Source organism: Brucella grignonensis (assembly GCF_002252505.1).
Classification (GTDB): domain Bacteria; phylum Pseudomonadota; class Alphaproteobacteria; order Rhizobiales; family Rhizobiaceae; genus Brucella; species Brucella grignonensis.
The window spans coordinates 24,495-48,510 of the sequence record NZ_NNRL01000157.1 but is presented as its reverse complement, the minus strand read 5'-3'; the positions used below and the strand labels follow the sequence as shown (position 1 = coordinate 48,510).

Below are 24,016 nucleotides of genomic sequence, written 5' to 3'. Positions count from 1 at the left end.
CCTGCGGATTTATCTGGTGACACATTTCAAAATGACTGAAAATATTCAACCGAACATTACCCCATCTGGCACCGGCAGAATAGCTTTGCCTGCAATGGAGCCCGGACATGTCTGGTTGGTGGGCGCTGGGCCCGGCGATCCGGGTTTGCTAACGCTTCATGCGGTCAATGCCTTAGGTCAGGCGGATGTGATTGTCTATGATGCTCTGGTCGATGAATCGTGTCTTTCGCTGAGAAATGCCACGGCGACACTCGAATATGCAGGAAAGCGTGGTGGCAAGCCCTCACCGAGACAGCGTGATATTTCGTTGCGATTGGTTGAACTTGCCAAAGAGGGCAAGAAGGTTTTGCGCCTCAAGGGTGGGGATCCATTTGTCTTCGGGCGCGGAGCGGAAGAGGCGCTGACGCTTGTTGAACATGGTGTCCCATTTCGCATTGTTCCGGGCATTACGGCGGGCATAGGTGGTCTTGCCTATGCAGGCATTGCTGCCACGCATCGCGATATCAACCAATCCGTCACCTTTCTGACAGGGCATGACGCGACCGGATTAATGCCCGACCGCATTAATTGGGAGGGCATTGCACAGTCCTCTCCGGTTATTGTTATGTATATGGCGATGAAGCATATCGATCTTATCACATCACGGCTGATGGCCGCCGGACGCTCACCGGATGAGCCCGTAGCCTTCGTTTGTAACGCCAGCTTGCCGGAACAGGTGGTTCTGGAGACAACATTGGCACGCGCCGTTTCAGATGTGGAAGCGGCTGGCCTCAATCCGCCTGCAATCGTCGTTGTAGGTGAGGTGGTGCGGTTGCGCTCTGGCCTCGATTGGCTGGGTGCCGAGGGTGGACGGCAGCTCATAAGTGATCCGTTACATCTCAATCAGAAAGAGCGTGGAGTGCAAAGCGCATGAATGGTTTCATGATTGCAGCCCCTGCATCGGGATCGGGTAAAACAACTATCACGCTTGGTCTGCTGCGGGCGCTCAAGCGTCGTGGTGTAGCACTTGCTCCAGTCAAGGCAGGGCCGGATTACATCGATCCTGCTTATCATAAGGCTGCGAGCGGGGCAGAATGCTTCAACCTTGACCCGTGGGCGATGCGGCCTGAACTCATCAGCGCGCTTTCTTCGCGCATGACCGAAGGCGGTAAACTGCTTGTTGCTGAAGGCATGATGGGCCTGTTCGACGGGGCCATGAATGGCAAAGGCTCGTCAGCTGATCTTGCAAAGGTGCTTGATCTGCCGGTGGTGCTGGTCGTGGATTGTGCAAGGCAGTCGCAGTCCATTGCCGCGCTTGTTTCTGGATTTAGCCAGTTTCGCAAGGATGTGTTGATAGCCGGTATTGTACTGAACCGTGTAGGCAGTGCGCGTCATGAATTGATGCTGCGCGAAGCATTGAAGCCGCTTGGCATTGCCGTTCTGGGTGCGATCCCACGTGACGAGGAACTTGTCTTGCCCGAGCGTCATCTGGGGCTTGTGCAGGCCGGTGAACATGCAGATCTGGAAAGATTTCTCGATCACGCAGCCGATGTTTTGGAAGAGCGGTTCGATTTTGCGGCACTCGCGCATATCTGGTCGGGGCCGAAGCGTCATACAGCGATGGCCAATGTGGCGCGTCTCAAGCCATTGGGCAACCACATTGCTGTGGCGCGTGATGATGCGTTTGCTTTTGCCTATACGCATCTTTTTGAAGGATGGCGCAGGCGCGGGGCTGAGATTTCGTTTTTCTCGCCGCTGGCTGATGAAGCACCAGATGAAAATGCCGATGCGATTTATCTGCCTGGCGGCTATCCTGAATTTTTTGCAGGCAACCTTGCTTCTGCCAAAAACTTCCAGTCGGGCATGAGGGCTGCGGCAACAAAGGGCGTTGTCGTCTATGGCGAATGCGGTGGCTATATGGTGCTCGGTGAAGCGCTGGAAGATGCTCAAGGCATGAGCCACTCGATGCTGGGACTTCTGCCGCTTGAGACAAGCTTCGCCAAAAGAAAGCTTCACCTTGGCTATCGGTCACTCGCACCACTGGCTGGTGCGCCTTGGCAAATGCCGCTCAAGGCACATGAATTTCACTATGCGACGATTGTGCGTGAAGGGGATGCCGAACGACTTTTCAAAGTACGCGATGCAATTGGCGAAGAGTGCGGTGAGGCCGGCCTGCGTGTTGGCTCTGTATCCGGCTCATTCATGCATGTGGTTGATTTCAGCGGAGAAGATGCGTGAATACGCATATTGAACATGGTGGTGCTCTGGATCGTGCTGTCGCACGATTTGGTGGTAAGGCGGAAGAGTGGCTCGACCTTTCAACGGGCATCAATCCTGAGCACTTTCCTCTGCCGGATTTCACGCCGGCACTTTGGAACCGGTTGCCGGATGAAGGGCTTCTGAAGCGAGTTCTTGTCTCAGCACGGCGATATTACAACGTCGCCGATGATGCCTCTATTGTGGCCGCACCCGGAACCCAATCGCTTATTCAGCTTATCCCAACGCTGGTCGAACCTTCTACCGTCGCTATTTTAGGCCCAACCTATCAGGAACATGCTGCATCTTTTGCAAGCGCGGGCTGGAACGTGGTCGAATGTGCGACGCTTGAAGATATTCCGCAAGATGCGCGCGTTGTCACAATCGTTAATCCGAACAATCCGGATGGCCGCATTATCGCGCGTCCTGATCTGCTTGAGCTGGCGATGACACTTGGCGATCGGGGTGGCTTTCTCGTTGTTGATGAAGCCTTTGCTGATCCGCATGTCGAGGTGAGTGTTGCGGTCCAGGCTGCCACAGCACCGATGATTGTGCTGAAGTCTTTCGGCAAGTTTTTCGGTCTTGCAGGCGTCCGCCTTGGTTTCTTGCTGGCAAGTGCGGAAATCGTGGAAAAGGTCACTGAGCGTCTTGGCCCATGGGCCGTGTCTGGACCTGCCTTGGCGATAGCCGAACATGCCTTTGAAAATGATACGGAACTAAAAAGGTTTCGTGAAAGCATTGATTGGCGGCGGGCGGAACTTGCAACGGTTCTGACGCGATGCGGCTTGCGGGAAGTGGGTGGCACGGCACTCTTCACTTTGGTTGCGTACCCCGATTCTCATGCGATATATGACGCGCTTTGTGAAAAACACATTCTGGTACGAAAGTTCGCCTATGCGCCCCAATGGCTGCGCATTGGACTTGCAGCCGATGAAGCCGCCTTTGCACGTCTTGAGCAGGCGTTGCGTGATATTCTGCGCTTGAAAGATTGATTCAGGGAAATCTGGCAAGGCTATGGAAATAAAGCTGATTGTTCTTTCATTGGCGCTTGTTCTGGATCGCGTCGTTGGCGACCCACCTCAGCTTTGGCAAAGGTTCTCACACCCGGTCGTACTGTTCGGAAAAGCAATCAGCTGGGGTGAAAAGCGTTTCAACAACAATAAGCTTTCGGTTGAAACGCTGCGCCGCAATGGCATGTGGCTCACCATCGGATTGGTTGCCCTATGTGTGCTTATCGGACTGGCTATTGAAAATCTTCTACCGTTCCTCGGTTCGGCTGGTGCGCTGATTGAGATCGTCATCGTCGCGGTCTTTCTGGCACAAAAGAGCCTCGCCGATCACGTGAAGGCGGTGGCGAATGGTCTGCGTGAAGAGGGGATCGAAGGTGGCCGCAAAGCAGTTTCGATGATTGTCGGACGCAACCCCGAACAGCTTGACGAAGGCGGCGTCAGTCGGGCGGCAGTTGAAAGCCTCGCTGAAAATGCATCGGATGGCATTGTTGCGCCTGCGTTCTGGTTCCTCATCGGCGGATTACCGGGCTTGTTTGCCTATAAGCTCATCAATACCACCGACTCGATGATTGGTCATCTGAATGAACGCTATCGTCATTTTGGACGTTTCGCAGCGCGCCTTGATGACGTGGTGAATTACATTCCTGCACGCCTGACTGGGGTGTTGGCTGCTTTGGCTGCTGCTTTCACTCATAATAAGGAGGCGGGAAAGCGAGCGTTTGCTGTGATGTGGCGCGATGCGCGTCTGCATCGTTCACCCAATGCCGGCTGGCCGGAATCGGCGTTTGCTGGCGCACTTGGACTGGCACTTGCCGGTCCCCGCCAATATGGAACAGAGAAGGTCGAAGGACCTATGCTTAACAGCGACGGCAAGCGCGATGTGAATGCCGAAGATATTGACGCGGCAGTTCAATTATTCTGGACATTGATGAGCGTGATGACCGGGCTCTTGATTATAGCCAGTCTGATCGGGCTTGTTAGTCAGCTGATATAAACTGCGTTCCATCATAGCGCTGCAGACGATTTGGATTGTCTGTGCGCATGCCATTGCCATCAAATTTGAGCGTACCAAGCGATGTCTCGAAAGAATTGTCGCGCAGAATATCGATCAAAGGCTGTTTCTGATCCGTCGCCTGTCTGATAGCCGCTTCCGCCAGTTCAATCGTGGCAAATCCGATGACTGAGTAGGCCTCTGGCAATTTTCCGGCCTGATTGATTGCATCAACGGCAGGCTTTGCTGTTGAAAGATCCTGTGGCTTTAACGGCGCGATCATCAGCGTGTCTGCGCTTAATGGCTGTGTACCCGGTGCCGCATTCAAAACGCTGCCACCCGCGATCACCAGCGGATATTTGAGTGTCGCAGCACTCGCGCCAATTGCCGCGATATCATCGCGCTCTCCGCCGACATAAACATGCGTCGCGCCTGCACGGCGCAGACGGGCAACAAGCGCATTCTGGTTTTCTAGGCCCGGTCGATAAGTATCGGTGAAGACTGGCTGAAGTTGCTGTTCTTTGAGGCTGGCCAAAACATGCGACGCGCGCTCGCGACCTTCAATTGTGCCGTCGTCAATGACGGCAAAGGGCTGGGAACGCCAGAGGCTACCCAGAAAACTACCTGTGGCGAGCGTCTCTTTATCGAGGCCGGTTGTCAGACGAAACACTGGAAGTGGGGTGGCAGAACGCTTTTCTGTCAACGTTGGGTCACTGACGCCCGAAGTAATGACCGGAATATTGCGCTGGTTCAATAAAGGCAGAGCAGCTTCCAGTGCTTCGGAACAAAGAAAGCCTGTAGCTATCTGTACATTGCCGGCGATGAAGCTTTCTGCAGCTGCTTTGCCCCCTTCGGCATCGCAGCGATCGTCCACGACGATAAGTTCAGCGTTTTTCGCCGTTGCGGCCACACGCGCACCATCGACAAGCTGATTGCCGAGAGGGGCAAATCCACCGCTCAAAGGCGCTGCAATTCCTATGCGTATTCCAGTTGGGTTTTCCTGCGCCATGGCAGGCAGGCAAAGCATCGTGAAAGCCGACAGTGCGGTGACAAATATCTTCGTGAAGTTGTGCACGCGTAATTCCGGGCGGAGAGCCGCTTTATGTTGTCCCGGCAATGGCACTGGTTTGATCACGCGATTTATCTTCATCAAACATTTCATGGCTAATTGAACGAAAAGTGGGTAGCGGTTTCCTCGCCTTTGTGCAATGCCCGTATATGTATACAGGTAAACAGACATTGGTCTGTGGACGCCTGTCAGACAATACGGATGCTTGCTGACGTGCAAACAGATAAAAACATCACCTCAAATACTGTGCCGGTAGAACCGAAGATTTATCGTGATGCGATGAGCCATTATGCGGGCGCGGTACAGGTTGTGACCACAGCCGGTTCTGCTGGAAGACGTGGACTTACTCTGACAGCTTCTTGCTCGGTCTCGGATAATCCACCAACTTTGCTGATCTGCTTGCAGAAAATGCATGAGGATAACCTGCTTTTCATCAAGAATGCGGTTTTTGCGGTCAATACGCTGGCAGGATCACACCAGCAGCTTGCGGATGCCTTTTCAGGTCGTATAGGTCTTACGCAGGACGAGCGCTTTGAGCTTGCCGCGTGGGATGTGCTTGCGACAGGTGCGCCGACGCTGAGAGGCGCGTTGGCGGTTTTCGATTGTCGGGTTGTCAGTGTGCAGGATCATTCCACACACCACGTTTTGTTTGGTGAAGTGGTGGGACTGCGCTCCAACGCAGATGAAGAGGCACTGATCTATCTCAATCGTCGTTATCATACGCTTGAGCTTTGAATGTGCTTTTGGGAGGGGTAATGCGCAAACGGATTGGATTAATTGCAGGGCTTTTGCTGGCATTCGGCAGTTCAGCCCTCGCACAAGGACCCCTTCCACCTTTCAAAGACAGTCTTTTTGCCTATCCGGGTATTTTGAGCAGCGCTGATAATGGTGATTATAAAATCATTGATTACAATGAAATGCGTGACATCAATGGCCGCGATGCTGTGCCCGAAAAGCGCGTTAAAGACGCCTATGTTTCGCTGAAAGCGCGTGCTTACCAGAAAGATGTCGTCTTTCAGACGGCGGCGGGTCCGGTAAAGGCCATGGCTGCTGGAAAGCAGCAAGGGGCGGCTTTTATCGTCATCTATCTGCATGGGCGCGGTGGTAACCGCCTGCAAGGCATGAATGATTTTACTTTCGGCGGCAATTTCAATCGCGTGAAGAATTTAGCTGCGCTCAATGGCGGGCTTTATCTGACCCCGGACTTCAAGGATTTTGCGGCTACAGGCGAAGCGCAGATTGCGGGACTTATTGAAGCTGCGAAAGCAACGTCGCCATCCGCCCCGCTCGTCCTTGCTTGTGGGTCGCAGGGTGGTGCTCTCTGCTGGCGTATTGCTTCGAATGAGAAGGTGGCCAATCAGCTTGCGGGTTTGATCTTGTTGGGATCATTATGGGATAGTGATTTTTTCAAATCACCTGCATTCAAGAAGCGCGTGCCTGTATTTTTCGGGCATGGCAGCCGTGATCCGGTTTTCGCAATTGACAAGCAGGAGGCCTTTTATCGCGACATACGCAAGAATGTTCCCGGATATCCTGTTCAGTTCCGTCGTTTCGAAAGTGGCAATCATGGAACGCCGATACGAATGAGCGATTGGCGTGAGATGTTGAACTGGATATTCGCGAAATAATGATGATGCTTTTGTGGATGTGAATCGAAAAACTGGCAATGTGACCTTCCTGCCACTCGACAATCCGTCAAAAGCGAATAGTTATCTCAGTTAAAATTTTACCTAATCAGCAGATCGTAAGAGGTTGATCATGTACGGACGCACCCGCATCGGAGCCCGTTTTTTTGTCATTGCCATGCTGGCTCCATTGGCTGCCGCTTGTACGACAACCACGCAGAATGCGACGGTTCCCGGCAAGTCTGAGGCGCCGGTCACTGCGTCGACCATATCGCTGCCACGTTTTGTTCCAACATCAACTGTTGATTCTTCGCTGGCCCAGCCTTGTATTACCGCTGCTGCCAACAAGTATTTCTTGCCTGAACGCGTGATCAGCGCGGTCAACTCCCGTCCGGGCGCTGGCGGCGGTACGGATGTTGACCTGAAGGTCGATCTGCGCACAGCAGTTTGTCAGGTTTCTGCGAACGGTTCGGTTCGCTCGGTTATCGATACTTCACCAAAGAGCGCCGACCAGGTGGCTGCTGAAGCTGCTGCTGCTCAGGCTGCATCGGCTGCTCCTGCGCCAAAGAAGTCGAAGAAGAAGTGATTCAATAAAACGTCATAACATATTAAAAAGGCAGGGATTTCCCTGCCTTTTTCGTTTCTGTTCATTTGTCCGGCTTCTCGCCATACCATCGCGGCGTATAGACCCATTCTCCGCCTTCCGCTCGCGGAAAACGAACAGTATGGGACGAGCCGACAATTACCACAGTTCGCATGTCTACATCATCGGGTGTGAGTTGCGACAGTGAAAGAACGCGGGTTGTTTCCGCAGGCCTGCCAATATCACGACCGAGCACGATGGGCGTTTCAGCATCACGATATTGCCGGAGAATTTCCAGTGCACGACCGAGCTGATGCGGGCGAGCTTTGGAAATGGGATTGTAGAAAGCCATGGCCAGATCGGCTTCTGCAGCGAGTGCCAAGCGCTTTTCAATGACTTCCCACGGTTTGAGATTGTCGGAAAGCGAGATGATGCAGAAATCGTGCCCAAGGGGGGCGCCGATGCGGGAAGCCGCAGCCATAGCCGCCGAAATGCCGGGCTGGATAACCAGCTCAACACCATGCCATGCCGGATCGGATGATTCATGCAGTGCTTCGATAACCGCTGTCGCCATGGCAAATACGCCCGGATCACCGGACGACACCATCACCACATCACGACCCGAAGCAGCGAGTTCAAATGCATGGCGTGCGCGCTGCATTTCTTCGCGATTGTCGGTCATATGGATGATCTGGTCATCACGGAACGGGCCAGCCATGCGCACGTAGGTTTCATAGCCAAGTACGTCTTCGGCCTGTTCCAGATCACGCTGGACAGCGGGTGTCATCAGGTCTCGTGCGCCGGGGCCAAGGCCAACCACAGTTAGTTTGCCACGCTTGCGCCCGATGAAGAGAACATCGGCTGGCGAAGGTGCGACAGCCAGCGTCAGGTTTTTGTCCCTGATGCACTGAACAGGGTTTTCGACAGAGGCCGTTACAAGATCGGCATTGCCTGCAACAAAGCGCAATGGCGTTTTGAGTGCTCGTGCTGCCAGATGGATGTAAGGTGACGCGCAATCTTTCTCATGAGCGAGCAGCAAGGCAAGGGAATCTCTGGACAGGCCAGCACCGTCGAGAGCTTGCCCGATCAGGCTTGTCAGGTCTTCAGTTGGCTTTTCGATTGCAACAGCAATTGTTCGGGCATGATAGAGCAGCTCATTAGTCTGCGGCGCGCGCGTTTCAGGCGTGACGCTGATTGTCAGCTGCCCATTATCAGAGAACGGTAGTTTTGATGCTGCGAGCCAGCGAGACTGCCCATTGAGGCATAGAGTTTTTCCGGCCAGCAGATCGGACATGAAGGTCTTGACGGATTCAGGATTGGCGAGGGTCAATTCTGCGGGCGGGTGTAACAGATTGATACCAAAGCGGAGCTCGCCCGTCGTGGTGATCGCAGGAGCCACTTCAAGCGCGTGAGCGATTGTTCGCGCCACATCATTGACGCCAGAAAGGCCACCAAGCAACGGCACGACAGCACTACCGTCTTCTGCAACGGCCAGTACCGGGGGCTCTATCCGTTTGTTTTGCAGGAGGGATGCAAGCGCGCGGATAACGATGCCAGCGGCGCACAATGCGATGATCGGGCGGCCTTCCTCATAGAGCGTGCGTATCGTGTCGCCGAAATGCGTGAAACGCTCGTCTGCGCTGGTAACGCGACTTTCCAGCCCGAGAACTTCCGCATTTCCAAGCGCAGACTGTATTTTGCGCGCGGTAGAAATTGCAGCTTCGCCAAGAACGAGAATGGCCGCTTTCATGCGCCGTTCCACTTGCTGCCCGGAACGAGAATGATCGAGAAATAAGGGCAATCGCTGCCGCTGACTTCCGCCAAGGGCGCAATGCGTTGGTTCTGCATAGTTGCGCGCTCAATGTAGAGCGCACGATCCATCAGCCCAAGCTCGGTCAGGACGTCGCGAACCTTGTCGAGATTTTTGCCGAGTTTCATGATGGCTGCAGCTTCGGTGCCAGCAATACGGTTTTTGAGTTCTTCCGCGCTCATGACCCCGGAGAGGATCGAAAGCGTCTGATTGCGATAGACGAGCGGTGCACCAAGTACGGCGGCGGCCCCCAAGACCGAGCAAACGCCGGGCACGACTTCCGTTTCGTATTTTTCGGCCAGTCGGTCGTGAATATACATGAACGAGCCGTAGAAGAACGGATCACCCTCGGCAATCACCGCCACGTCACGACCTGCATCGAGATGGCTTGCGATTGTGCTCGTGATCTCGCTGTAGAAATCGCTGACGATCAGCTCGTAATCCATATGAGCGGGCAGTTTCTCTGTCGTCACCGGATAGATGAGTGGAACCAAAGTCTGTTCTGAAGACAGATAGGTTTCGACAATCGTCAGTGCGTTGCCCTTTTTGCCCTTGGCTGCGTGATAGGCGACTACGGGCACAGACTTAAGCAGTCTGAGTGCCTTGAGCGTGATGAGTTCAGGATCGCCGGGACCGACGCCCAGACCATAAAGCTTACCTTTTGGCGCCATTATTCGCGCTCCGAAGCAAGTGCATTGACGGCAGCTGCGGTCATGGCGCTGCCACCGCGACGTCCGCGAACGATGACGAAAGGGACACCACGGCTGTTTTCAGCCAGTTCGTCCTTGGATTCGGCAGCGCCCACAAAGCCGACCGGCATACCGATGATAAGCGCAGGTTTCGGCGCACCATTGTCGAGCATTTCAAACAGGCGGAAGAGGGCGGTCGGTGCATTGCCGATGGCAACTATGCTGCCGTCAAGATGTGGAAGCCAGAGATCAAGTGCGGCTGCAGAGCGCGTGTTGCCGATCCTCGCTGCCAGTTCCGGCACGGATGGATCGTTCAGTGTGCAGATGATTTCATTATTGGCTGGCAGGCGCGAGCGGGTGATGCCTTCTGCGACCATGCGTGCATCGCAGAGGATCGGGGCGCCTTTGAGAAGCGCATCACGCCCGGCTTGTCCTGCGCCATTCGAAAAGACGAGGTCTTCAACGATATCAACCATACCGGATGCATGGGCAACGCGTACGGCTAGTTTTTCGAGATCGGCGGGAATGCGGCTCAGATCGGCCTCAGAACGGATGATGGCGAAGGAGCGGTCATAAATGGCCTGTCCATCGCGGATATAGTCTGTCATGGCGTCCGCTCTACCTATTTGTTTAACGCGCATCTTGCCCGAGAACCGTTTCGCACTGTTCCGGATATATCTTATAGATTTCGGGCGTTCAAAATAAACGCAGCCTCGTCAATGGTGACGTTTGAGGCCAATAGCTGTCCGAAACGCGATGGTCCAGCACTGTCTTGCAAAAACAGATCATAATGATCATGCGAACGCGCCAAAAGCGTGTGTGGCAGAGGAGAAAGCGCTGCGCAGGATTTGGGGCAACCTGTCACATGGACCTGCTTGTCGCTGGCAACCAGCAAGTCTGCGAGATGTTGAGCGTCGGTCAAAGTGTCCGCAAGGGCCGAAGCGCAGCCGGTTGAACCGGAACAGGCCCTAAGGCGCGCTTGGGGCGCTTGTGGGGAGGTAGCCAACCCCAATTCGTTCAATGCGGCTGAGGTCAGGTCACAGTCTGTTTGCCTGATGTTTGGCAGAATAATGCCTTGCCATTGTGTGAGGCGAAGTTCTCCACCGTTCACATTCTCCGCAATCCGGGCCAATCCAAACAATTGTTCGGTTTGTAATCGTCCGAGAAGCGGCATAGCACCTACATAGAAGCGCCCATCATTCTGCGAATGCGTCCCGAGCCATGAGAAGGGCTTTGTCGGCTTTCGTTCCCAAATCGGTGCGGGAGAGAGTTCAAAAGGCAGCTCTCGCAGGAATTGGTCCTGTGGCAAGGTTTCAAAAAGGTGTTTCATCCTCGCCACACCTGTTCCCGCGCGGCTTTGAAACAAATCAAGCAGGGCCTCAATCAATGAGAGCACTTGCGTTTGCTGGATCATACCGACAGGCTGGGTATCCGGTGACGATGCCAGGCCGAACACGTAATGTGTGTCATCGTCCATTGCCGAGAGCCAGATATCGCCCGAATGCGCAATCATCGCGCAATCTTCGCCGCCATCAATCTGGAAAGAAAATTTTGGTGATAGTGCGTGATATTTTTCCGTGCCTTCAAGTGTTGTCAGCAAGGAAGTTGCAAGGCCGGAGGTGTCGGCAAGCTGTGCCTGATCGATGGAAGCGGTGGGACTCACCATTACATTGCGAATGTCATCGGCAGACGGATTGTCCGCGCCAAAACCGGCATCATAGAGAGCGGTAATTACCTTATCCCAATTGGCGGGCGCGATGCCACGCATCTGTATGTTGGAGCGAATCGAAAGTTCGACCGTGCCGTTTCCAAACTCTTGAGCAATTTCGGCCAAAACATGTGCTTTGGAAGCACTGATCCTTCCCAAGGGAAGCTTGATGCGGGCAATTGCTCCATCTTTTGCCATGACCATGCGCGACAAACCGGGACAGGCATTGCGCCGGTCGGGTCTGGTCGCGTTGGTTTGGCTGTTTTGCTGGCTCAACATATTGGTCTTATACGCCTTCGTGCTTGCACTTGCTACAGCGCGGCCATACGAACGGAAAAAAGGAGCAACGCTTATGAGCTGCTGGCTGACAGTTATCGGTATTGGTGAAGATGGATTGGCGGGTCTTGGTAAAAATGCCCACGACGCGCTTGTCAATGCCGACGTCATTTTCGGCGGAATACGTCATCTGGCTTTTCTCGATGATGAGGCCAAAGCCGAACGTGTTTTATGGCCGTCTCCGTTCGACAATGCATTTCCGATGATCGAGGCACAGCGTGGCAGGCTGGTCGTGGTTCTGGCAAGCGGCGATCCGATGTTTTTTGGCATGGGCGCATCTCTGAGCCGTCATTTCTCGTCACAGGATATGCAGATCATCCCGTTTCCATCCTCATTGTCGCTGGCGGCAAGCTGTATGGCATGGGCGTTGCAAGAGGTGCGTAAGGTAAGCGTGCATGGGCGTCCGTTCGAGTTGCTGGCACCGCATGTTCTGCCGGGAGAGAAAATTCTTGTGCTCAGCAATGATGGCACAACGCCTGCAAAAGCTGCGGAACTTCTGAACGGCAAAGGCTTCGGTCAAAGCCGCCTGACAGTACTTGAACATTTGGGTGGGCCAAAGGAAAAGCGCATCAGCGGTACGGCGGAAGAATGGTCGCAGGAGAACTGCGCCGATCTCAATGTGCTGGCAATTGAATGCATCGCCGCGCCGGATGCAGTTATTTTTTCACCTGCCAGTGGATTGCCCGATGCCGCTTTTGAGAATGACGGTCAGCTCACCAAACGTGATATTCGCGCTGTGACGCTGTCGCGATTGCAGCCACTTCCACATCAGCTTCTTTGGGATGTTGGTGCCGGTTGCGGTTCTATCGGCATCGAATGGATGCGTGTACATCCGTCGTGCCGCGCCCTTGCCATCGAAGCCGATGAAAATCGGCAAGGCATGATTGAGCGCAATGCACGGGCGCTGGGCGTGCCCGGTTTGCAGCTGATAAAAGGCGAAGCGCCGGGAGCGTTAAATGGTCTTGAAGCGCCGGATGCGGTTTTTATCGGTGGCGGTGTAACGGATGAAGGTGTACTTGAGGCCTGCTGGGCGGCGCTGAAACCCGGCGGCCGGCTGATTGCCAATGCGGTGACATTGCAGAGCGAGATGCAGCTTTTCAGCTGGCGACAACAGCATGAGGGGGAGCTTACGCGGCTGCAGGTTGCACAAGCAGGCGCGCTTGGTTCCTTTGATGCATGGCGTCAGGCACTGCCCGTCACAATTTATTGCGGTATCAAACCGCGTTGATCGAAAAAGATGACTTGAATTGTCATCTTAAATTCAGGTAAGGCTTGCTCGCCATTTGGAGCGCGTTTCGATCTGATTGGATCAGATCGGCGCTCTAAATATTTGTTTTAACGCGCATCTTTGCCCGAAAGCCGTTTCACCCTTTTCGGGATGCGCTCTAAATATAGGAGAGCAGGCATGTCTGATCTGGGCCTGAATGCCAATGCCCGTATCGCGCTCGACAATCCTGATCGCATCGTCAATCAGTTACTCGATCATTTTGTTGAACACGCTGACGTACAACGGCAGGAGAGCAGCGCAAAGCTGGTTCTGAGCTTTGGTCAGGCAGATGTGCAGTGGGACCACGAGGCTGTCAGCGTTGACGTAAAGAGCGGTGATGAAACTGGTCTCGCCTATATGAAATATTCTATCGCCGAACATGTGCTCGAGTTTCTTGACAAGGGAAGTCCGAAGCCAAAGATCATCTGGGAAGGTGACGGGGCCGCTGGTTTGCCGCTGCCTTATTTCCGTGAAATGCAGGTCGTTGCCGTCAGCAATGTTACGCCGCATATGCGTCGCGTACGCCTGAAGGGTAACGAGCTTGCTCACTTCGCTCATACGGGTCTGCATATTCGCTTGCTGTTTCCACCAAAGAGCCTCGCCAAGCCGCAATGGCCTGTATCGGGCGAAGATGGTCGTCCTGTCTGGCCGGATGGCGATGCCAAACTTGCGGCACGCGTTTATACAATCCGCCAGATTGATGCCAAGGCAGGCTGGGTGGATATTGACATGGTTGTTCATGGCGATGACTGCGATGCTCCGGGCTCTGGTTGGGCAATCAGCGCCAAGCCTGGCGATATTGTCGGCATGACAGGCCCCGGCGGCGGTGATGCTGCTGATGATGCGAATTGGTATCTGCTGGCCGGGGATGAGACCGCTCTTCCGGCGATTGGCCGTATTCTGGAGCGTCTTCCAGAAGGTGCAAAGGTGGTCGTCCGCGTCGAAATCGACAGTGAGGCAGAAGAACAGGCCATTCAGTCGCGTGCTGACGTGGACCTGCAATGGCTGCATCGCAAGGGAGCTGAAGCAGGCACAACGACTCTTCTGCAGGATGCGGTTCGTGCTGTCGAGCTGCCCGAGGGCGAAGAGAGCATCTATGTCTGGGCGGGTTGCGAGTTTAATGCATTCCGTTCGATCCGCACCTATATGCGCAAAGAACGAAACATCCCGAAGGACAAGCAATTGATTGTCGCTTATTGGCGGCGCGGTCAGGATGGCGACAATGCGCGCCGCAGCTCGGATGATTAGAGCGCATCCCGAAAAGTGTGAAACGGTTTTCGGGTAAGATGCGCGTTAAAATACGCAGTTAGAGCGCCGATCTGATTCAATCAGATCGAAACGTGCTCCAATAAAAAGGGGACCTTTCGGTCCCCTTCATTTTAGCGTTTGAAGCCTTCGCTGGCTCGCATCAGGTTCTTTGTATAATCGGCGTTGATATTGCCGTTTACGAGGTCTGATGCCTCGAGTTGTTCGACAACCTCGCCATTGCGCATGACGGCAAGCCGGTCGCACATATGGGTGACTACTCCCAGATCGTGGCTCACCATTACGAAGGTCAGCTTGCGATCACGGCGTACCTGTTCAAGCAGGTTTAACACTTCCGCCTGAACAGAAGCATCAAGTGCCGAGGTCGGTTCATCAAGAAGCAGGATGCTTGGTTCGACAATCAATGCGCGTGCGATAGCGATACGCTGTCGCTGACCACCCGACAGCTGATGCGGATAGCGGAAACGGAAGCCTGACCCCAGACCCACTTCATCCAGTGCGCGGACAATACGCTTTTCACTGTCTTCCACGCCATGAATGGCGAGTGGTTCGAGCAGAAGACGGTCGACTGTCTGGCGTGGGTGAAGGGAGCCGTAAGGGTCTTGAAACACCATTTGCACGGTGCGGTAAAACGCCTTGTCACGCGGTGTCTTGAGCATATTCCCATCGATACGGACTTCGCCGTCCTCGATGGGCGCAAGTCCTGCCACTGCGCGCAGCAGTGTGGATTTGCCGGAACCGGATTCGCCAACGAGCCCATAGGACTCGCCGCGTGCCACGTTAATGCTGATGGACTTCAATGCATGGAAATGATCGAAGAATACGTCGACCTTATCAACGCTGAGTGCTGATGCAGTGCTCATAGCCGCCATGCCTCCTGACGCTGCAAGGTGGGCAGGGGATGTTGATCCGCTCCGATCTTGGGCATGCAATTCAGCAGTCCTTGCGTATAGGGGTGTTTCGCATTGGCGAGATCGCTTGCCGCAATTTCTTCAACGATCTTACCTGCATACATGACGATAACGCGGTCGCAGAAGGATGACACGAGACGCAGATCGTGGCTGATGAAAATCAGCCCCATGCCGCGTTCCGCCACCAGCTTGTCGAGAATGCCAAGCACTTCGAGCTGAACCGTCACGTCGAGTGCTGATGTCGGTTCATCGGCAATCAGCAATTCAGGTTCTGCAACGAGCATCATGGCGATCATCACGCGCTGCCCCATACCGCCCGACACTTCATGCGGATAGAGCTTCATCACGCGCTCAGCATCACGAATTTGTACGGCTTCAAGCATCGAGATCGAACGCTTGCGAATTTCACCGCTGCTATACTTACCGTGAGCCTTGAGAGTCTCGGCAACTTGTCTGCCGATAGTCATGACAGGATTGAGCGAGTATTTCGGGTCCTGAAGCACCATGGCGACGCGACCGCCGCGCAATGCGCGACGCTCACGTGCAGAGATGTTCAGCAGATCGATACCGTCGAACTGCAATGTCTTCGCGGTGATCTGCGCGTGCGGAGGCGTCAACCCCATGATAGCGCGTCCGGTCTGTGATTTGCCTGAGCCGGATTCACCAACGATGCCTAGACGTTCGCGGCCAAGCGTAAAGCTTACGCCGCGCACGGCTTCAATAGCGCCGGTACGGGTGGGGAAGGTGACGCGGAGGTCATCAACTGTCAGCAGTGGCTTCATTGGTTGTTACCCCGCGGATCGAGTGCATCGCGCAGGCCATCGCCGAGGAAGTTGAAGCCAAGGCTGACGATGAGGATCGCGATACCCGGCATGGCCGCAACCCACCACTGGTCGAGGATGAACCGGCGACCCGATGCAATCATTGCACCCCATTCTGGCAATGGCGGCTGTGCACCGAGACCAAGAAAGCCGAGGCCTGCCGCGGTCAGGATGATGCCTGCCATATCGAGCGTCACACGAACGATCAGCGAAGAGGTACAGAGCGGCATGATGTGGCGCAGAACGATGCGGAAAGGCGAGGCCCCCATCAGACGAACAGCGGAGATGTAATCGGAATTGCGCACCGTCAGCGTTTCTGCACGAGCGATACGTGCATAAGGCGGCCATGAGGTGATCGCGATTGCAATGATGGCGTTTTCAATGCCCGGTCCCAATGCTGCAACGAAGGCGAGCGCCAAGATAAGCTTTGGGAAAGCAAGGAAAATATCGGTTATGCGCATCAGAACGGCGTCGAGCCAGCCGCCTGCATAGCCTGCAACCGTACCGACCAAAAGGCCGATGGGCGCTGCAATGACGGCAACCAGCAGCACCACATAAAGCGTGATGCGAGAACCGAAAATCAGACGAGAGAGAATATCACGCCCCTGATCGTCAGTACCAAGCAGATAACCCGGCGTGCCGGGCGGCAGGAGACGCGCATTGGCGAGATCACCTTGCGTCGGCGAATGCGGTGCGAGCACATTTGCAAAAGCTGCGACGAGAACCAGCGCGACGATAATCAGTAAGCCGATGACAGCGAGTTTGTTCGCGGTGAAACGACGCCAGATCATGTAGGAGCGGCCCATGCGGGCTTGCATGCGAGACTGTGGACGCTCGGAAAGTAGCCATTCGCGCCATGAAAGATTTGAAGTGTCTGTCATTTGACTCATCTTACGCGCGTCCTCGGATCAAGGAGCCGATACAGGAGATCGGACACAAGGTTGAGCGCGATAAAGACCGAACCGATGATAATCGTACCACCCAGAACGGCATTCATATCGGCGTTTTGCAGCGAGTTGGTGATGTAAAGACCAAGGCCGGGCCACGCAAAGATCGTTTCGGTCAGAACCGAACCTTCAAGCAGGCCAGCATAGGAAAGCACAATCACAGTCACGAGCGGCACGGCTGCATTCCGCAGAGCATGGCCCCAGATGATCCGTGTTTCGGAAATGCCCTTGGCGCGGGCTGCAATGATATATTCCTGCTCAAGCTCATTGAGCATGAATGAGCGTGTCATGCGGCTGATATAGGCAAGGCTGAAATAGCCAAGCAGGGCTGACGGCAGAACAAGGTGCGAGATGATGTTGCGCAGGGCTTCCCAATCGCGCTGAATGATAGCGTCGATTACGTAAAATCCAGTAATCGGCGTAAACGTATATTCAAAGGTGATGTCGATACGGCCGGGGCCTGACGTCCAGCCAAGGCGGGCATAGAAAATCAGCAAGGCAAGCATGCCGAGCCAGAAAATTGGAACCGAATAACCGATAAGGCCGATGATCCGCACGATCTGATCGATAATGCTGCCACGCTTGACTGCCGCCAAAACGCCCAGTGGAATACCAAACAGCGCGCCGATGAGGGTGCCGATGGTTGCAAGCTCCATGGTCGCCGGGAAAACGCGGCGAATATCGGTCATGACCGGGTTTGTGGTCAGAACAGATGTTCCGAAGTCGCCTTGCAGCACACCTTTCACATAGAGGTAAAACTGCTGGTAATAGGGCAGGTTGAAGCCCATTTCCTGACGCACACGTTCAACAACATGCGCAGGTGCGCGATCGCCGACGATTGCCAGAACAGGATCAATCGGGACAACGCGCCCGATGAAGAATGTAACGGCCAGAAGGCCAAGATAAGTTGTTGCTACGATCACCAGAAAGCTGGCGATCGCCAAAGCGATGGAAGAGGAGCGCCGTCGGGCGCTCCTCGTTTTAGTTGCAGTTGTTGTCGTGTTCAATTGTCTGACCGTTCTTCAGATCAGTCTTTGCTGATCGGTGCGAGGAAGTTCGAGTCGAATGTTGGGCCGAGCTTGTAACCCTTCACACCGCCACGAATGCCAGCAACTTCGGTCTGCTGGAACAACATCACGAATGGGCTCTGATCAAGAGCTTCCTGCTGAAGCTTCTGATAGATCGCGGCACGTTTGTCGTTGTCGCGCTCCAGAAGTGCAGACTTGGTTTCTTCGGTCAGCGCTGGAATGTCCCAAGCATTGCGCCATGCAAGTGTCTTGTTGGAAGCATCGTCACCATTGTCCGGGTTTGACGTGAAGGCTTCAGCATTGGAGTTTGGATCCCAATAGTCCATGCCCCACTGACCGATATAGAGATCGTGGTTACGTGCACGATACTTGGTCAGTGTCTGCTTGCCATCACCCGGAATAATCTCGATCTTGATGCCAGCTTTGGCCGCGGATTGCTGGAAGGATTCAGCAATGCCGGTGACAGGCTGCGTGTTGCGAACGTCGAAGGTGATCGAGAGGCCGTCCTTAAGACCCGCCTTTTCGAGTAGTTCCTTCGCCTTTTCAACGTCGAGCTTGTACGGATTGGCGTCGAGAGCGCCGAGAACACCCTTTGCCTGATAGGTCTGGCGAACTTCGCCAATGCCCTTGATCAAGGTTGCGCCGATCGCATCGTAGTCAACCAGATACTTGAAGGCTTCGCGAACTTCGGGCTTGGCCAGGTTCGGGTTTTTCTGGTTGAGCGAAATGTAATAAACGGTGCCCTTCGGAGCACTGGCGACAGCCAGATCCTTGTTCTTCTGAACGGCCTCCAGATCGCCCGGTTCGAGATTGCGCGCCACATCGACGTCACCCGATTCAAGCATCAGGCGCTGGGTCGCGCTTTCCTTGACGTGACGATAGAACACGCGGGCAAGCTTCGGCTTTTCGCCATAGTAATTGTCGTTGCGTTCCAGAACGACAACTTCGTTCGCGCGCCAGTCGCGGATCTTGAATGGGCCCGAACCTGCATAGCCAGTCTTAAGCCATGCTGCCGCATAATCAGTGTCGTACTTATAATCGTCGGTTGGTGTAACCTTTACGGAATGCTCTTCGAGCAGCTTCTGGTCGACAACAGCGCCAATGGTGGCGGTGAGGCAGTTCAATACGAAGCTTGGAGCATAAGCCTTGTCGACCTTCAGAACGAAAGTGGCATCGTCAACTGCCTTGGCATTTTCCGTGACATTTTCACCATTGAGACCGAACTGGGTTAGAATGAAGGCCGGGCTCTTGTCGAGGCGCACAGCGCGTTCGAACGAATAAGCCACGTCTTTTGCAGTCAGTGGATTGCCGGAAGCGAACTTGATGCCCGGCTTCATCTTGAATGTGTAGGTGAGGCCATCATCCGAAGTGGTCCAGCTTTCAGCAACGCCCGGCACAACTTTGGATGTGTCGTTGATGTCGAGACGCACCAGCATGTCATAGGCGTTACCGATGAATTCTGCTGGCGTCAGCTCAAAGGATTCAGCTGGGTCGAGCGTGATGGTGTCATCAATAGCCCAAGCTTGAACAAGCGTATCGGCAGGTGTTGCCGACAAAGCTGGATTGGCAGCCATAACTGCAGCAAGAGCTGCGCCGGCTGCAAGAATACGAAAACGTCCGAAATGTATCATTTTAGTTCCCTTTCGTTGATTTTGTTTGGGATTTTGTTATCGATTGATCAGGCTGCTTCGTGCCAAGCCTGTTTCAATACCCTTATCCAGTTTTCGCGGCAGAGCTTCGCGAGTTCTTGCTCACTATAACCTGCATCGCGTAGTGCAGTGACGAGATTCTGCGTACCGGCAGCATCACCGATTTCATTCGGAATGGTTGCGCCGTCGTAGTCGGAGCCAAGTGCTAGGCAATCAATGCCCATGCGCTCGACCATATAGTCAACGTGGCGAACCATATCCGAAAGCGGTGTGTTGGCATTCTCTTTGCCATCGCTGCGTAGCATGGTGGTCGCATAGTTGAGGCCAGCAAGACCTTTACTTTCGCGGATTGCATCAAGCTGACGGTCGGTTAGATTCCGCGCAACAGGAGTGAGGGCGTGTGCGTTTGAATGACTTGCAATTAATGGCTGATCGCTCAGTTTAGCGACGTCCCAGAAGCCTTTTTCCGTGATATGTGCAAGATCGATCAGAATGCCTTTGCGATTGCATTCCTTAACGAGTCTCTTGCCCGCTTCAGTAAGGCCGGGGCCGGTATCGGGGCTCATTGGGTAGGCAAATGGCACGCCGTGCGCAAAAATATTGTTCCGGCTCCAGACAGGGCCGAGCGAGCGCAGACCGGCAGCATAGAAAACGTCGAGGGCTGCAAGATCTGCATCGATGGCTTCGCAGCCTTCCATATGCAGTACAGCGGCGAATGTGTCGCTGTTAAGCGTTTCATCCAGCTCTTTACCGTTACGGCAAAGCTTCCAACCGCCAGCTTCTTCGAGGCGCAACGCCAACGAGGCAAACTCAAGGGCAATGTCCAGCGATGGAGCGCGCTCTAGTGGCTGTGAAAGCGGCGTTTCATAGTGGCCATTTTCATCGGCCTTGCCGAGTTCGATATGATGGCCTGATGGAATATAGATCGCACAGATACCGCCAGCCAGACCGCCCTTTAGCGACCGGGGCAGATCGATGTGACCAATCTTTGTGCCGTCGATGAATTCTTTGATCGGGTCACCGCCATTACGCTGGTTTTCCCAAAGACGCAGAAGGACATCATTGTGTCCGTCAAAAACGCGCTGCATTTTCCATTCCTAGCTGAACGGCTGGGTACACCTTGCCGCTCAATTGAAAGTCTGCCCGCAACAGGGTGTCGAAGCAAACGGAATTCAATTTAGAATTGCGGATGATGAGCGCCCCACTCGAACTCGTGATATATAAGATGTTGCCCGCTAAAAGAGTCAAGCTCTCTGCTATCGAAGGTGGTATTTCTCGATTGGGAAACGGTGCAAAAACAAAAGGCTGCACGGGGAGTGCAGCCTTTTATGCAAAAATTGCATATAGCGATGCTTAAACGGAATGAACTCCGCCTGAACGATATTAGAAGCGGTAGTTCACACCTGCTTTGATCGAATGATTCTTCAGGTTGTTGTATTGAGTAACGCCGTTTACCTTGGATTTCACGTCATTGAAGCGCTGGAAATCATATTCGGCTTTAATCGAGATCGGGCCGGAAATTGCCTGCTCGACGCCCGCACCAATCAATGCACCGCCTTCCCAGCCGGGAGCCGAAGTGGTTGCGTCCTTGGCTTTGAATTTGGTTACGCCGTAACCTGCTGTGCCGTAAACGAGGGTCTTGTCGAACGCGTAGCCGACCTTGCCTTTTGCGTTGCCGTTCCAGGACTGCTGAAGGCTGCCGCCATGGCCAATGCGGTGTTCGGCTTCCGCAAAATTACCTTCCAGCTCACCACCGAAAACGATGTTGCCACTCTGCATGTTCTTACCGACGACCGCGCCACCAAGGAAGCCGGTGCGGTTCGTGAATGGGCCCGGAACGCGGGACGAAGAAGCGCCAATCTGAGCACCAACATAGTTGCCGGACCAGTCATGTGGGCCTGATGCAACGGGTTCGTTGTAGGTGTAGTCGGATCCACCCATCATATCGGCCGCAAAAGACGGGCCAGCAAAGGTGACAATTGCGGCACCGAACGCCGCCGCGATGTATGAACGCTTCAACATTTTCTACTCCAGTTTTCCCGTCAAAAACGCTGGCGGGAAATATGCTTGAACTGTTTTTTGAGGGGGTGACTTGGCCAACCCTCAAGCTGTTTGCTTCGTTGCGTGTGATTGTGTCCAAATTTAAGAAAATTCGAGCTAATTCGCAGAGATAGCCCTGCGTTTTCGTTCATATGCTTAATGAAGGGTAACGATCCACCACCTAGAGCATAATTCCTTAAACTTGGATCAGTTTAAGGTAAAATTATGCTCTAATTTTAAAGTGTTAGAGCGACCTTTGCGCGCCCAATAGGGCGCCCGGCGCTCTAGAGCATTTCCTGTTTTTCTTGAATCATTGGAAATGCTCTATCTCTTTGTTTTTTCGCATTATCCGACGCAAAACCGCTTCGCACTTTTGCTGGAAATGCTCTAAATCAGTTTCAGCCCGCGCATGCTAATATGGCCGTGTTTGCCGACGATGATGTGGTCATGCACGGCAATGCTCAACGCCTTTGCGGCATCAATCAGAAGCTTGGTCATATCGATGTCGGCACGCGATGGTGTGGGGTCGCCCGATGGGTGATTGTGGACGACAATAATTGCTGTGGCTGAAAGCTCGAGCGCGCGGCGCACGACTTCACGCGGATAGACCGGGGTATGATCGACAGTCCCTTGTTGTTGGACCTCGTCAGCGATGAGGCGGTTCTTTTTGTCGAGGAACAGCACCCGGAATTGCTCGCGCGTCTCATAGGCCATCGCTGTCGTGCAATATTGTACGACCTGACTCCAGGAGCCGAGCACTTCGCGTTCCATCACCATACTTCGGGCAGATCGTTTGGCAATCGCTTCGACAATTTTAAGTTCCATAGCAATGGAAGGGCCGACACCAGGTGTTTCAGCAATCAGCTTTTCTGGTGCACCGAGAACTTCTGCAAGGGAGCCAAAGCGGGTGAGTAAAGACTTTGCGAGCGGCTTGGTATCGGCACGCGGTATGACCCGGAAAAGAAGCAGTTCAAGCAGTTCATAATCTGCAAGTGCATCGGGAGCGTTCTTGAAGCGCTGACGCAACCGGTCACGATGACCCAAGTGGTGCGGCTTCTCCAGCGAAGCCGCCATTTGTATGCCTTCATTGAAGCCGGGAATGTCGATGCTTCCCGGTTTTTTGTCGTTTGATGCCATTCTGTTTAAACCCCCGCAGAAACAGACAGACAGTATGGAAAACTTTTTACCGCATGGATGGCGGGCCGAAAACATTCATTGGTGACAGCGTGAAGATTTCACAGCCGTCCTTGGTAACACCAACAGTATGCTCATATTGAGCAGTAAGCGAACGGTCGCGTGTGACTGCAGTCCAGCCATCGGCCAGAACCTTCACGCCGGGCTTGCCAAGATTGATCATGGGTTCGATCGTGAAGATCATGCCTTCCTTGATCTCGACGCCTTCATTGACAGTACCATAATGCAGAATGTTCGGTGCATCGTGGAAAAGCTGGCCGACGCCATGGCCGCAAAAATCGCGCACCACAGAGCAACGCTCACCTTCCGCATAAGTTTGGATAGCCGCGCCAATCGCACCGGTTTTAGCACCAGGCTTGACCGCAGCAATGCCGCGCAGAAGGCTTTCGTATGTTACCTCAAGCAGACGTTCAGCAGCGCGTTTGATATCGCCAACCGCATACATGCGGCTTGAGTCACCGTGCCAGCCATCAAGCAGATAGGTGACATCGATATTAACGATATCACCTTCGCGTAACGGTTTATCGTCAGGAATGCCGTGGCAGACGACGTGATTGATCGATGTGCAGGTTGATTTGGTATAGCCGCGATAGTTCAATGTCGCCGGGAAAGCGCCGTGATCCATGCCGAATTCGAATACGAAGCGATCAATCTCGTTGGTCGTAACACCAGGCTTTACAATGTCATTGAGTGCATCAAGACAACGGGCGGTGAGGTTGCAGACCTTGCGCATACCTTCAAAGGCATCCGGGCCATAAAGCCTGATCTGCCCCGTGTATTTCATCGGTGCGCTTGTCGCTTCGATATAAGTCACCATCTCAATCCGTCTTTCCAGAG

The 24,016-nt window shown here is 54.0% G+C and carries 23 protein-coding genes; 9 read left to right on the top strand and 14 right to left on the bottom strand.

The features are described from left to right. Positions 1–31: 31 nt before the first annotated feature. Genes cobA through cbiB form a run of 4 tightly spaced genes read left to right on the top strand, consistent with a single transcriptional unit; the run spans position 32 to position 4,239 of the window. The gene (gene cobA, locus CEV33_RS07425) at positions 32–913 is read left to right on the top strand and encodes a uroporphyrinogen-III C-methyltransferase (RefSeq protein WP_094539815.1); all 882 of its coding nucleotides are present in this window, start codon (positions 32–34) and stop codon (positions 911–913) included. Next, a complete protein-coding gene (locus CEV33_RS07420; protein WP_094539814.1) occupies positions 910–2,217 on the top strand; it encodes a cobyrinate a,c-diamide synthase in 1,308 nt (435 codons plus the stop codon). The genes cobA and CEV33_RS07420 overlap by 4 nt, the downstream gene beginning before the upstream one ends. After that, complete coding sequence (gene cobD, locus CEV33_RS07415; RefSeq protein WP_094539813.1) at positions 2,214–3,227, top strand: threonine-phosphate decarboxylase CobD; 1,014 nt, start codon at positions 2,214–2,216, stop codon at positions 3,225–3,227. Before CEV33_RS07420 ends, cobD begins: the two co-directional genes overlap by 4 nt. A 22-nt stretch (positions 3,228–3,249) precedes the next feature. After that, positions 3,250–4,239, top strand: a complete 990-nt coding sequence (gene cbiB / locus CEV33_RS07410) for an adenosylcobinamide-phosphate synthase CbiB (RefSeq protein ID WP_094539812.1) — start codon at positions 3,250–3,252, stop codon at positions 4,237–4,239. On the opposite strand, the gene CEV33_RS07405 is transcribed toward cbiB, so the two are convergent. Further along, positions 4,223–5,476: a branched-chain amino acid ABC transporter substrate-binding protein gene (locus CEV33_RS07405; protein WP_374816694.1), complete on the bottom strand. Its 1,254-nt coding sequence runs from the start codon at positions 5,474–5,476 to the stop codon at positions 4,223–4,225. The two genes, cbiB and CEV33_RS07405, sit on opposite strands and share 17 nt — an antisense overlap. Positions 5,477–5,518: 42 nt before the next feature. Here CEV33_RS07405 and CEV33_RS07400 point away from each other — a divergent pair, with 42 nt between their 5' ends. The 3 genes from CEV33_RS07400 to CEV33_RS07390 all read left to right on the top strand — a co-directional run bounded on the left by CEV33_RS07400 (position 5,519) and on the right by CEV33_RS07390 (position 7,516). Further along, a complete protein-coding gene (locus tag CEV33_RS07400; RefSeq protein WP_374816692.1) occupies positions 5,519–6,040 on the top strand; it encodes a flavin reductase in 522 nt (173 codons plus the stop codon). Between the two features lie 20 nt (positions 6,041–6,060). Beyond that, on the top strand, positions 6,061–6,933 hold the full coding sequence (locus CEV33_RS07395) for an alpha/beta hydrolase (protein ID WP_094539809.1): 873 nt from the start codon (positions 6,061–6,063) through the stop codon (positions 6,931–6,933). A 130-nt stretch (positions 6,934–7,063) separates the two neighbouring features. After that, entirely contained in the window at positions 7,064–7,516 is a 453-nt protein-coding gene (locus CEV33_RS07390; protein WP_094539808.1) for a hypothetical protein, read from the top strand. A 61-nt stretch (positions 7,517–7,577) separates the two neighbouring features. Here the strand turns inward: CEV33_RS07390 and cobJ are convergent, their stop codons facing one another. The 4 genes from cobJ to cobG form a co-directional block, all read right to left on the bottom strand. Then, entirely contained in the window at positions 7,578–9,263 is a 1,686-nt protein-coding gene (cobJ, locus tag CEV33_RS07385; RefSeq protein WP_094539807.1) for a precorrin-3B C(17)-methyltransferase, read from the bottom strand. After that, positions 9,260–9,994 carry a precorrin-2 C(20)-methyltransferase gene (locus CEV33_RS07380; RefSeq protein WP_094539806.1) on the bottom strand — a complete coding sequence of 245 codons (735 nt, stop codon included), beginning with the start codon at positions 9,992–9,994 and terminating at the stop codon, positions 9,260–9,262. The genes cobJ and CEV33_RS07380 overlap by 4 nt, the downstream gene beginning before the upstream one ends. Continuing rightward, entirely contained in the window at positions 9,994–10,620 is a 627-nt protein-coding gene (locus CEV33_RS07375; RefSeq protein WP_094539805.1) for a precorrin-8X methylmutase, read from the bottom strand. The genes CEV33_RS07380 and CEV33_RS07375 overlap by 1 nt, the downstream gene beginning before the upstream one ends. Positions 10,621–10,691: 71 nt before the next feature. Further along, positions 10,692–11,999: a precorrin-3B synthase gene (cobG, locus tag CEV33_RS07370; RefSeq protein WP_094539804.1), complete on the bottom strand. Its 1,308-nt coding sequence runs from the start codon at positions 11,997–11,999 to the stop codon at positions 10,692–10,694. A gap of 73 nt (positions 12,000–12,072) precedes the next feature. Between cobG and cbiE the strand changes: the two genes are divergently transcribed. Next, the gene (cbiE, locus tag CEV33_RS07365; protein ID WP_094539803.1) at positions 12,073–13,284 is read left to right on the top strand and encodes a precorrin-6y C5,15-methyltransferase (decarboxylating) subunit CbiE; all 1,212 of its coding nucleotides are present in this window, start codon (positions 12,073–12,075) and stop codon (positions 13,282–13,284) included. A gap of 177 nt (positions 13,285–13,461) precedes the next feature. Then, positions 13,462–14,571 (top strand): siderophore-interacting protein, encoded by a 1,110-nt coding sequence (locus CEV33_RS07360; protein ID WP_094539802.1) that lies wholly within the window; start codon positions 13,462–13,464, stop codon positions 14,569–14,571. Between the two features lie 131 nt (positions 14,572–14,702). On the opposite strand, the gene CEV33_RS07355 is transcribed toward CEV33_RS07360, so the two are convergent. From CEV33_RS07355 to map, 9 genes are all read right to left on the bottom strand, one after another. After that, positions 14,703–15,452 carry an ABC transporter ATP-binding protein gene (locus CEV33_RS07355; protein ID WP_094539801.1) on the bottom strand — a complete coding sequence of 250 codons (750 nt, stop codon included), beginning with the start codon at positions 15,450–15,452 and terminating at the stop codon, positions 14,703–14,705. Continuing rightward, positions 15,449–16,282, bottom strand: coding sequence for an ABC transporter ATP-binding protein (locus CEV33_RS07350; RefSeq protein WP_024898947.1), 834 nt, complete (start codon positions 16,280–16,282; stop codon positions 15,449–15,451). The genes CEV33_RS07355 and CEV33_RS07350 overlap by 4 nt, the downstream gene beginning before the upstream one ends. Next, complete coding sequence (locus CEV33_RS07345) at positions 16,279–17,211, bottom strand: ABC transporter permease (protein WP_094539800.1); 933 nt, start codon at positions 17,209–17,211, stop codon at positions 16,279–16,281. Before CEV33_RS07345 ends, CEV33_RS07350 begins: the two co-directional genes overlap by 4 nt. After that, positions 17,208–18,218 carry an ABC transporter permease gene (locus CEV33_RS07340; protein ID WP_235818386.1) on the bottom strand — a complete coding sequence of 337 codons (1,011 nt, stop codon included), beginning with the start codon at positions 18,216–18,218 and terminating at the stop codon, positions 17,208–17,210. The genes CEV33_RS07345 and CEV33_RS07340 overlap by 4 nt, the downstream gene beginning before the upstream one ends. Before the next feature lie 77 nt (positions 18,219–18,295). Beyond that, positions 18,296–19,927 (bottom strand): ABC transporter substrate-binding protein, encoded by a 1,632-nt coding sequence (locus tag CEV33_RS07335; protein WP_094539798.1) that lies wholly within the window; start codon positions 19,925–19,927, stop codon positions 18,296–18,298. Between the two features lie 47 nt (positions 19,928–19,974). Next, positions 19,975–21,033 carry a dipeptidase gene (locus tag CEV33_RS07330; RefSeq protein WP_094539797.1) on the bottom strand — a complete coding sequence of 353 codons (1,059 nt, stop codon included), beginning with the start codon at positions 21,031–21,033 and terminating at the stop codon, positions 19,975–19,977. A 295-nt stretch (positions 21,034–21,328) separates the two neighbouring features. Beyond that, entirely contained in the window at positions 21,329–21,967 is a 639-nt protein-coding gene (locus tag CEV33_RS07325; RefSeq protein WP_094539796.1) for an outer membrane protein, read from the bottom strand. A gap of 405 nt (positions 21,968–22,372) precedes the next feature. Beyond that, positions 22,373–23,122: a RadC family protein gene (radC, locus tag CEV33_RS07320; protein WP_094539795.1), complete on the bottom strand. Its 750-nt coding sequence runs from the start codon at positions 23,120–23,122 to the stop codon at positions 22,373–22,375. A 46-nt stretch (positions 23,123–23,168) separates the two neighbouring features. After that, positions 23,169–23,996, bottom strand: a complete 828-nt coding sequence (map, locus tag CEV33_RS07315; protein ID WP_094539794.1) for a type I methionyl aminopeptidase — start codon at positions 23,994–23,996, stop codon at positions 23,169–23,171. Between the last annotated feature and the right edge of the window lie 20 nt (positions 23,997–24,016).

Excerpts from the sequence above, each read along its gene's own strand:
- CEV33_RS07405 (WP_374816694.1), bottom strand. The coding sequence starts at position 5,476 with ATGTCTGTTTACCTGTATACATATACGGGCATTGCACAAAGGCGAGGA.
- cobJ (WP_094539807.1), bottom strand. The coding sequence starts at position 9,263 with ATGAAAGCGGCCATTCTCGTTCTTGGCGAAGCTGCAATTTCTACCGCG.
- CEV33_RS07335 (WP_094539798.1), bottom strand. The coding sequence starts at position 19,927 with ATGATACATTTCGGACGTTTTCGTATTCTTGCAGCCGGCGCAGCTCTT.
- radC (WP_094539795.1), bottom strand. The coding sequence starts at position 23,122 with ATGGCATCAAACGACAAAAAACCGGGAAGCATCGACATTCCCGGCTTC.
- CEV33_RS07345 (WP_094539800.1), bottom strand. The coding sequence starts at position 17,211 with ATGAGTCAAATGACAGACACTTCAAATCTTTCATGGCGCGAATGGCTA.
- cobG (WP_094539804.1), bottom strand. The coding sequence starts at position 11,999 with ATGTTGAGCCAGCAAAACAGCCAAACCAACGCGACCAGACCCGACCGG.
- CEV33_RS07395 (WP_094539809.1), top strand. The coding sequence starts at position 6,061 with ATGCGCAAACGGATTGGATTAATTGCAGGGCTTTTGCTGGCATTCGGC.
- cbiB (WP_094539812.1), top strand. The coding sequence starts at position 3,250 with ATGGAAATAAAGCTGATTGTTCTTTCATTGGCGCTTGTTCTGGATCGC.
- cbiE (WP_094539803.1), top strand. The coding sequence starts at position 12,073 with ATGAGCTGCTGGCTGACAGTTATCGGTATTGGTGAAGATGGATTGGCG.
- CEV33_RS07350 (WP_024898947.1), bottom strand. The coding sequence starts at position 16,282 with ATGAAGCCACTGCTGACAGTTGATGACCTCCGCGTCACCTTCCCCACC.
- CEV33_RS07375 (WP_094539805.1), bottom strand. The coding sequence starts at position 10,620 with ATGACAGACTATATCCGCGATGGACAGGCCATTTATGACCGCTCCTTC.
- CEV33_RS07390 (WP_094539808.1), top strand. The coding sequence starts at position 7,064 with ATGTACGGACGCACCCGCATCGGAGCCCGTTTTTTTGTCATTGCCATG.
- cobA (WP_094539815.1), top strand. The coding sequence starts at position 32 with ATGACTGAAAATATTCAACCGAACATTACCCCATCTGGCACCGGCAGA.
- CEV33_RS07325 (WP_094539796.1), bottom strand. The coding sequence starts at position 21,967 with ATGTTGAAGCGTTCATACATCGCGGCGGCGTTCGGTGCCGCAATTGTC.
- CEV33_RS07380 (WP_094539806.1), bottom strand. The coding sequence starts at position 9,994 with ATGGCGCCAAAAGGTAAGCTTTATGGTCTGGGCGTCGGTCCCGGCGAT.
- CEV33_RS07360 (WP_094539802.1), top strand. The coding sequence starts at position 13,462 with ATGTCTGATCTGGGCCTGAATGCCAATGCCCGTATCGCGCTCGACAAT.
- CEV33_RS07420 (WP_094539814.1), top strand. The coding sequence starts at position 910 with ATGAATGGTTTCATGATTGCAGCCCCTGCATCGGGATCGGGTAAAACA.
- map (WP_094539794.1), bottom strand. The coding sequence starts at position 23,996 with ATGGTGACTTATATCGAAGCGACAAGCGCACCGATGAAATACACGGGG.
- CEV33_RS07355 (WP_094539801.1), bottom strand. The coding sequence starts at position 15,452 with ATGAGCACTGCATCAGCACTCAGCGTTGATAAGGTCGACGTATTCTTC.
- CEV33_RS07330 (WP_094539797.1), bottom strand. The coding sequence starts at position 21,033 with ATGCAGCGCGTTTTTGACGGACACAATGATGTCCTTCTGCGTCTTTGG.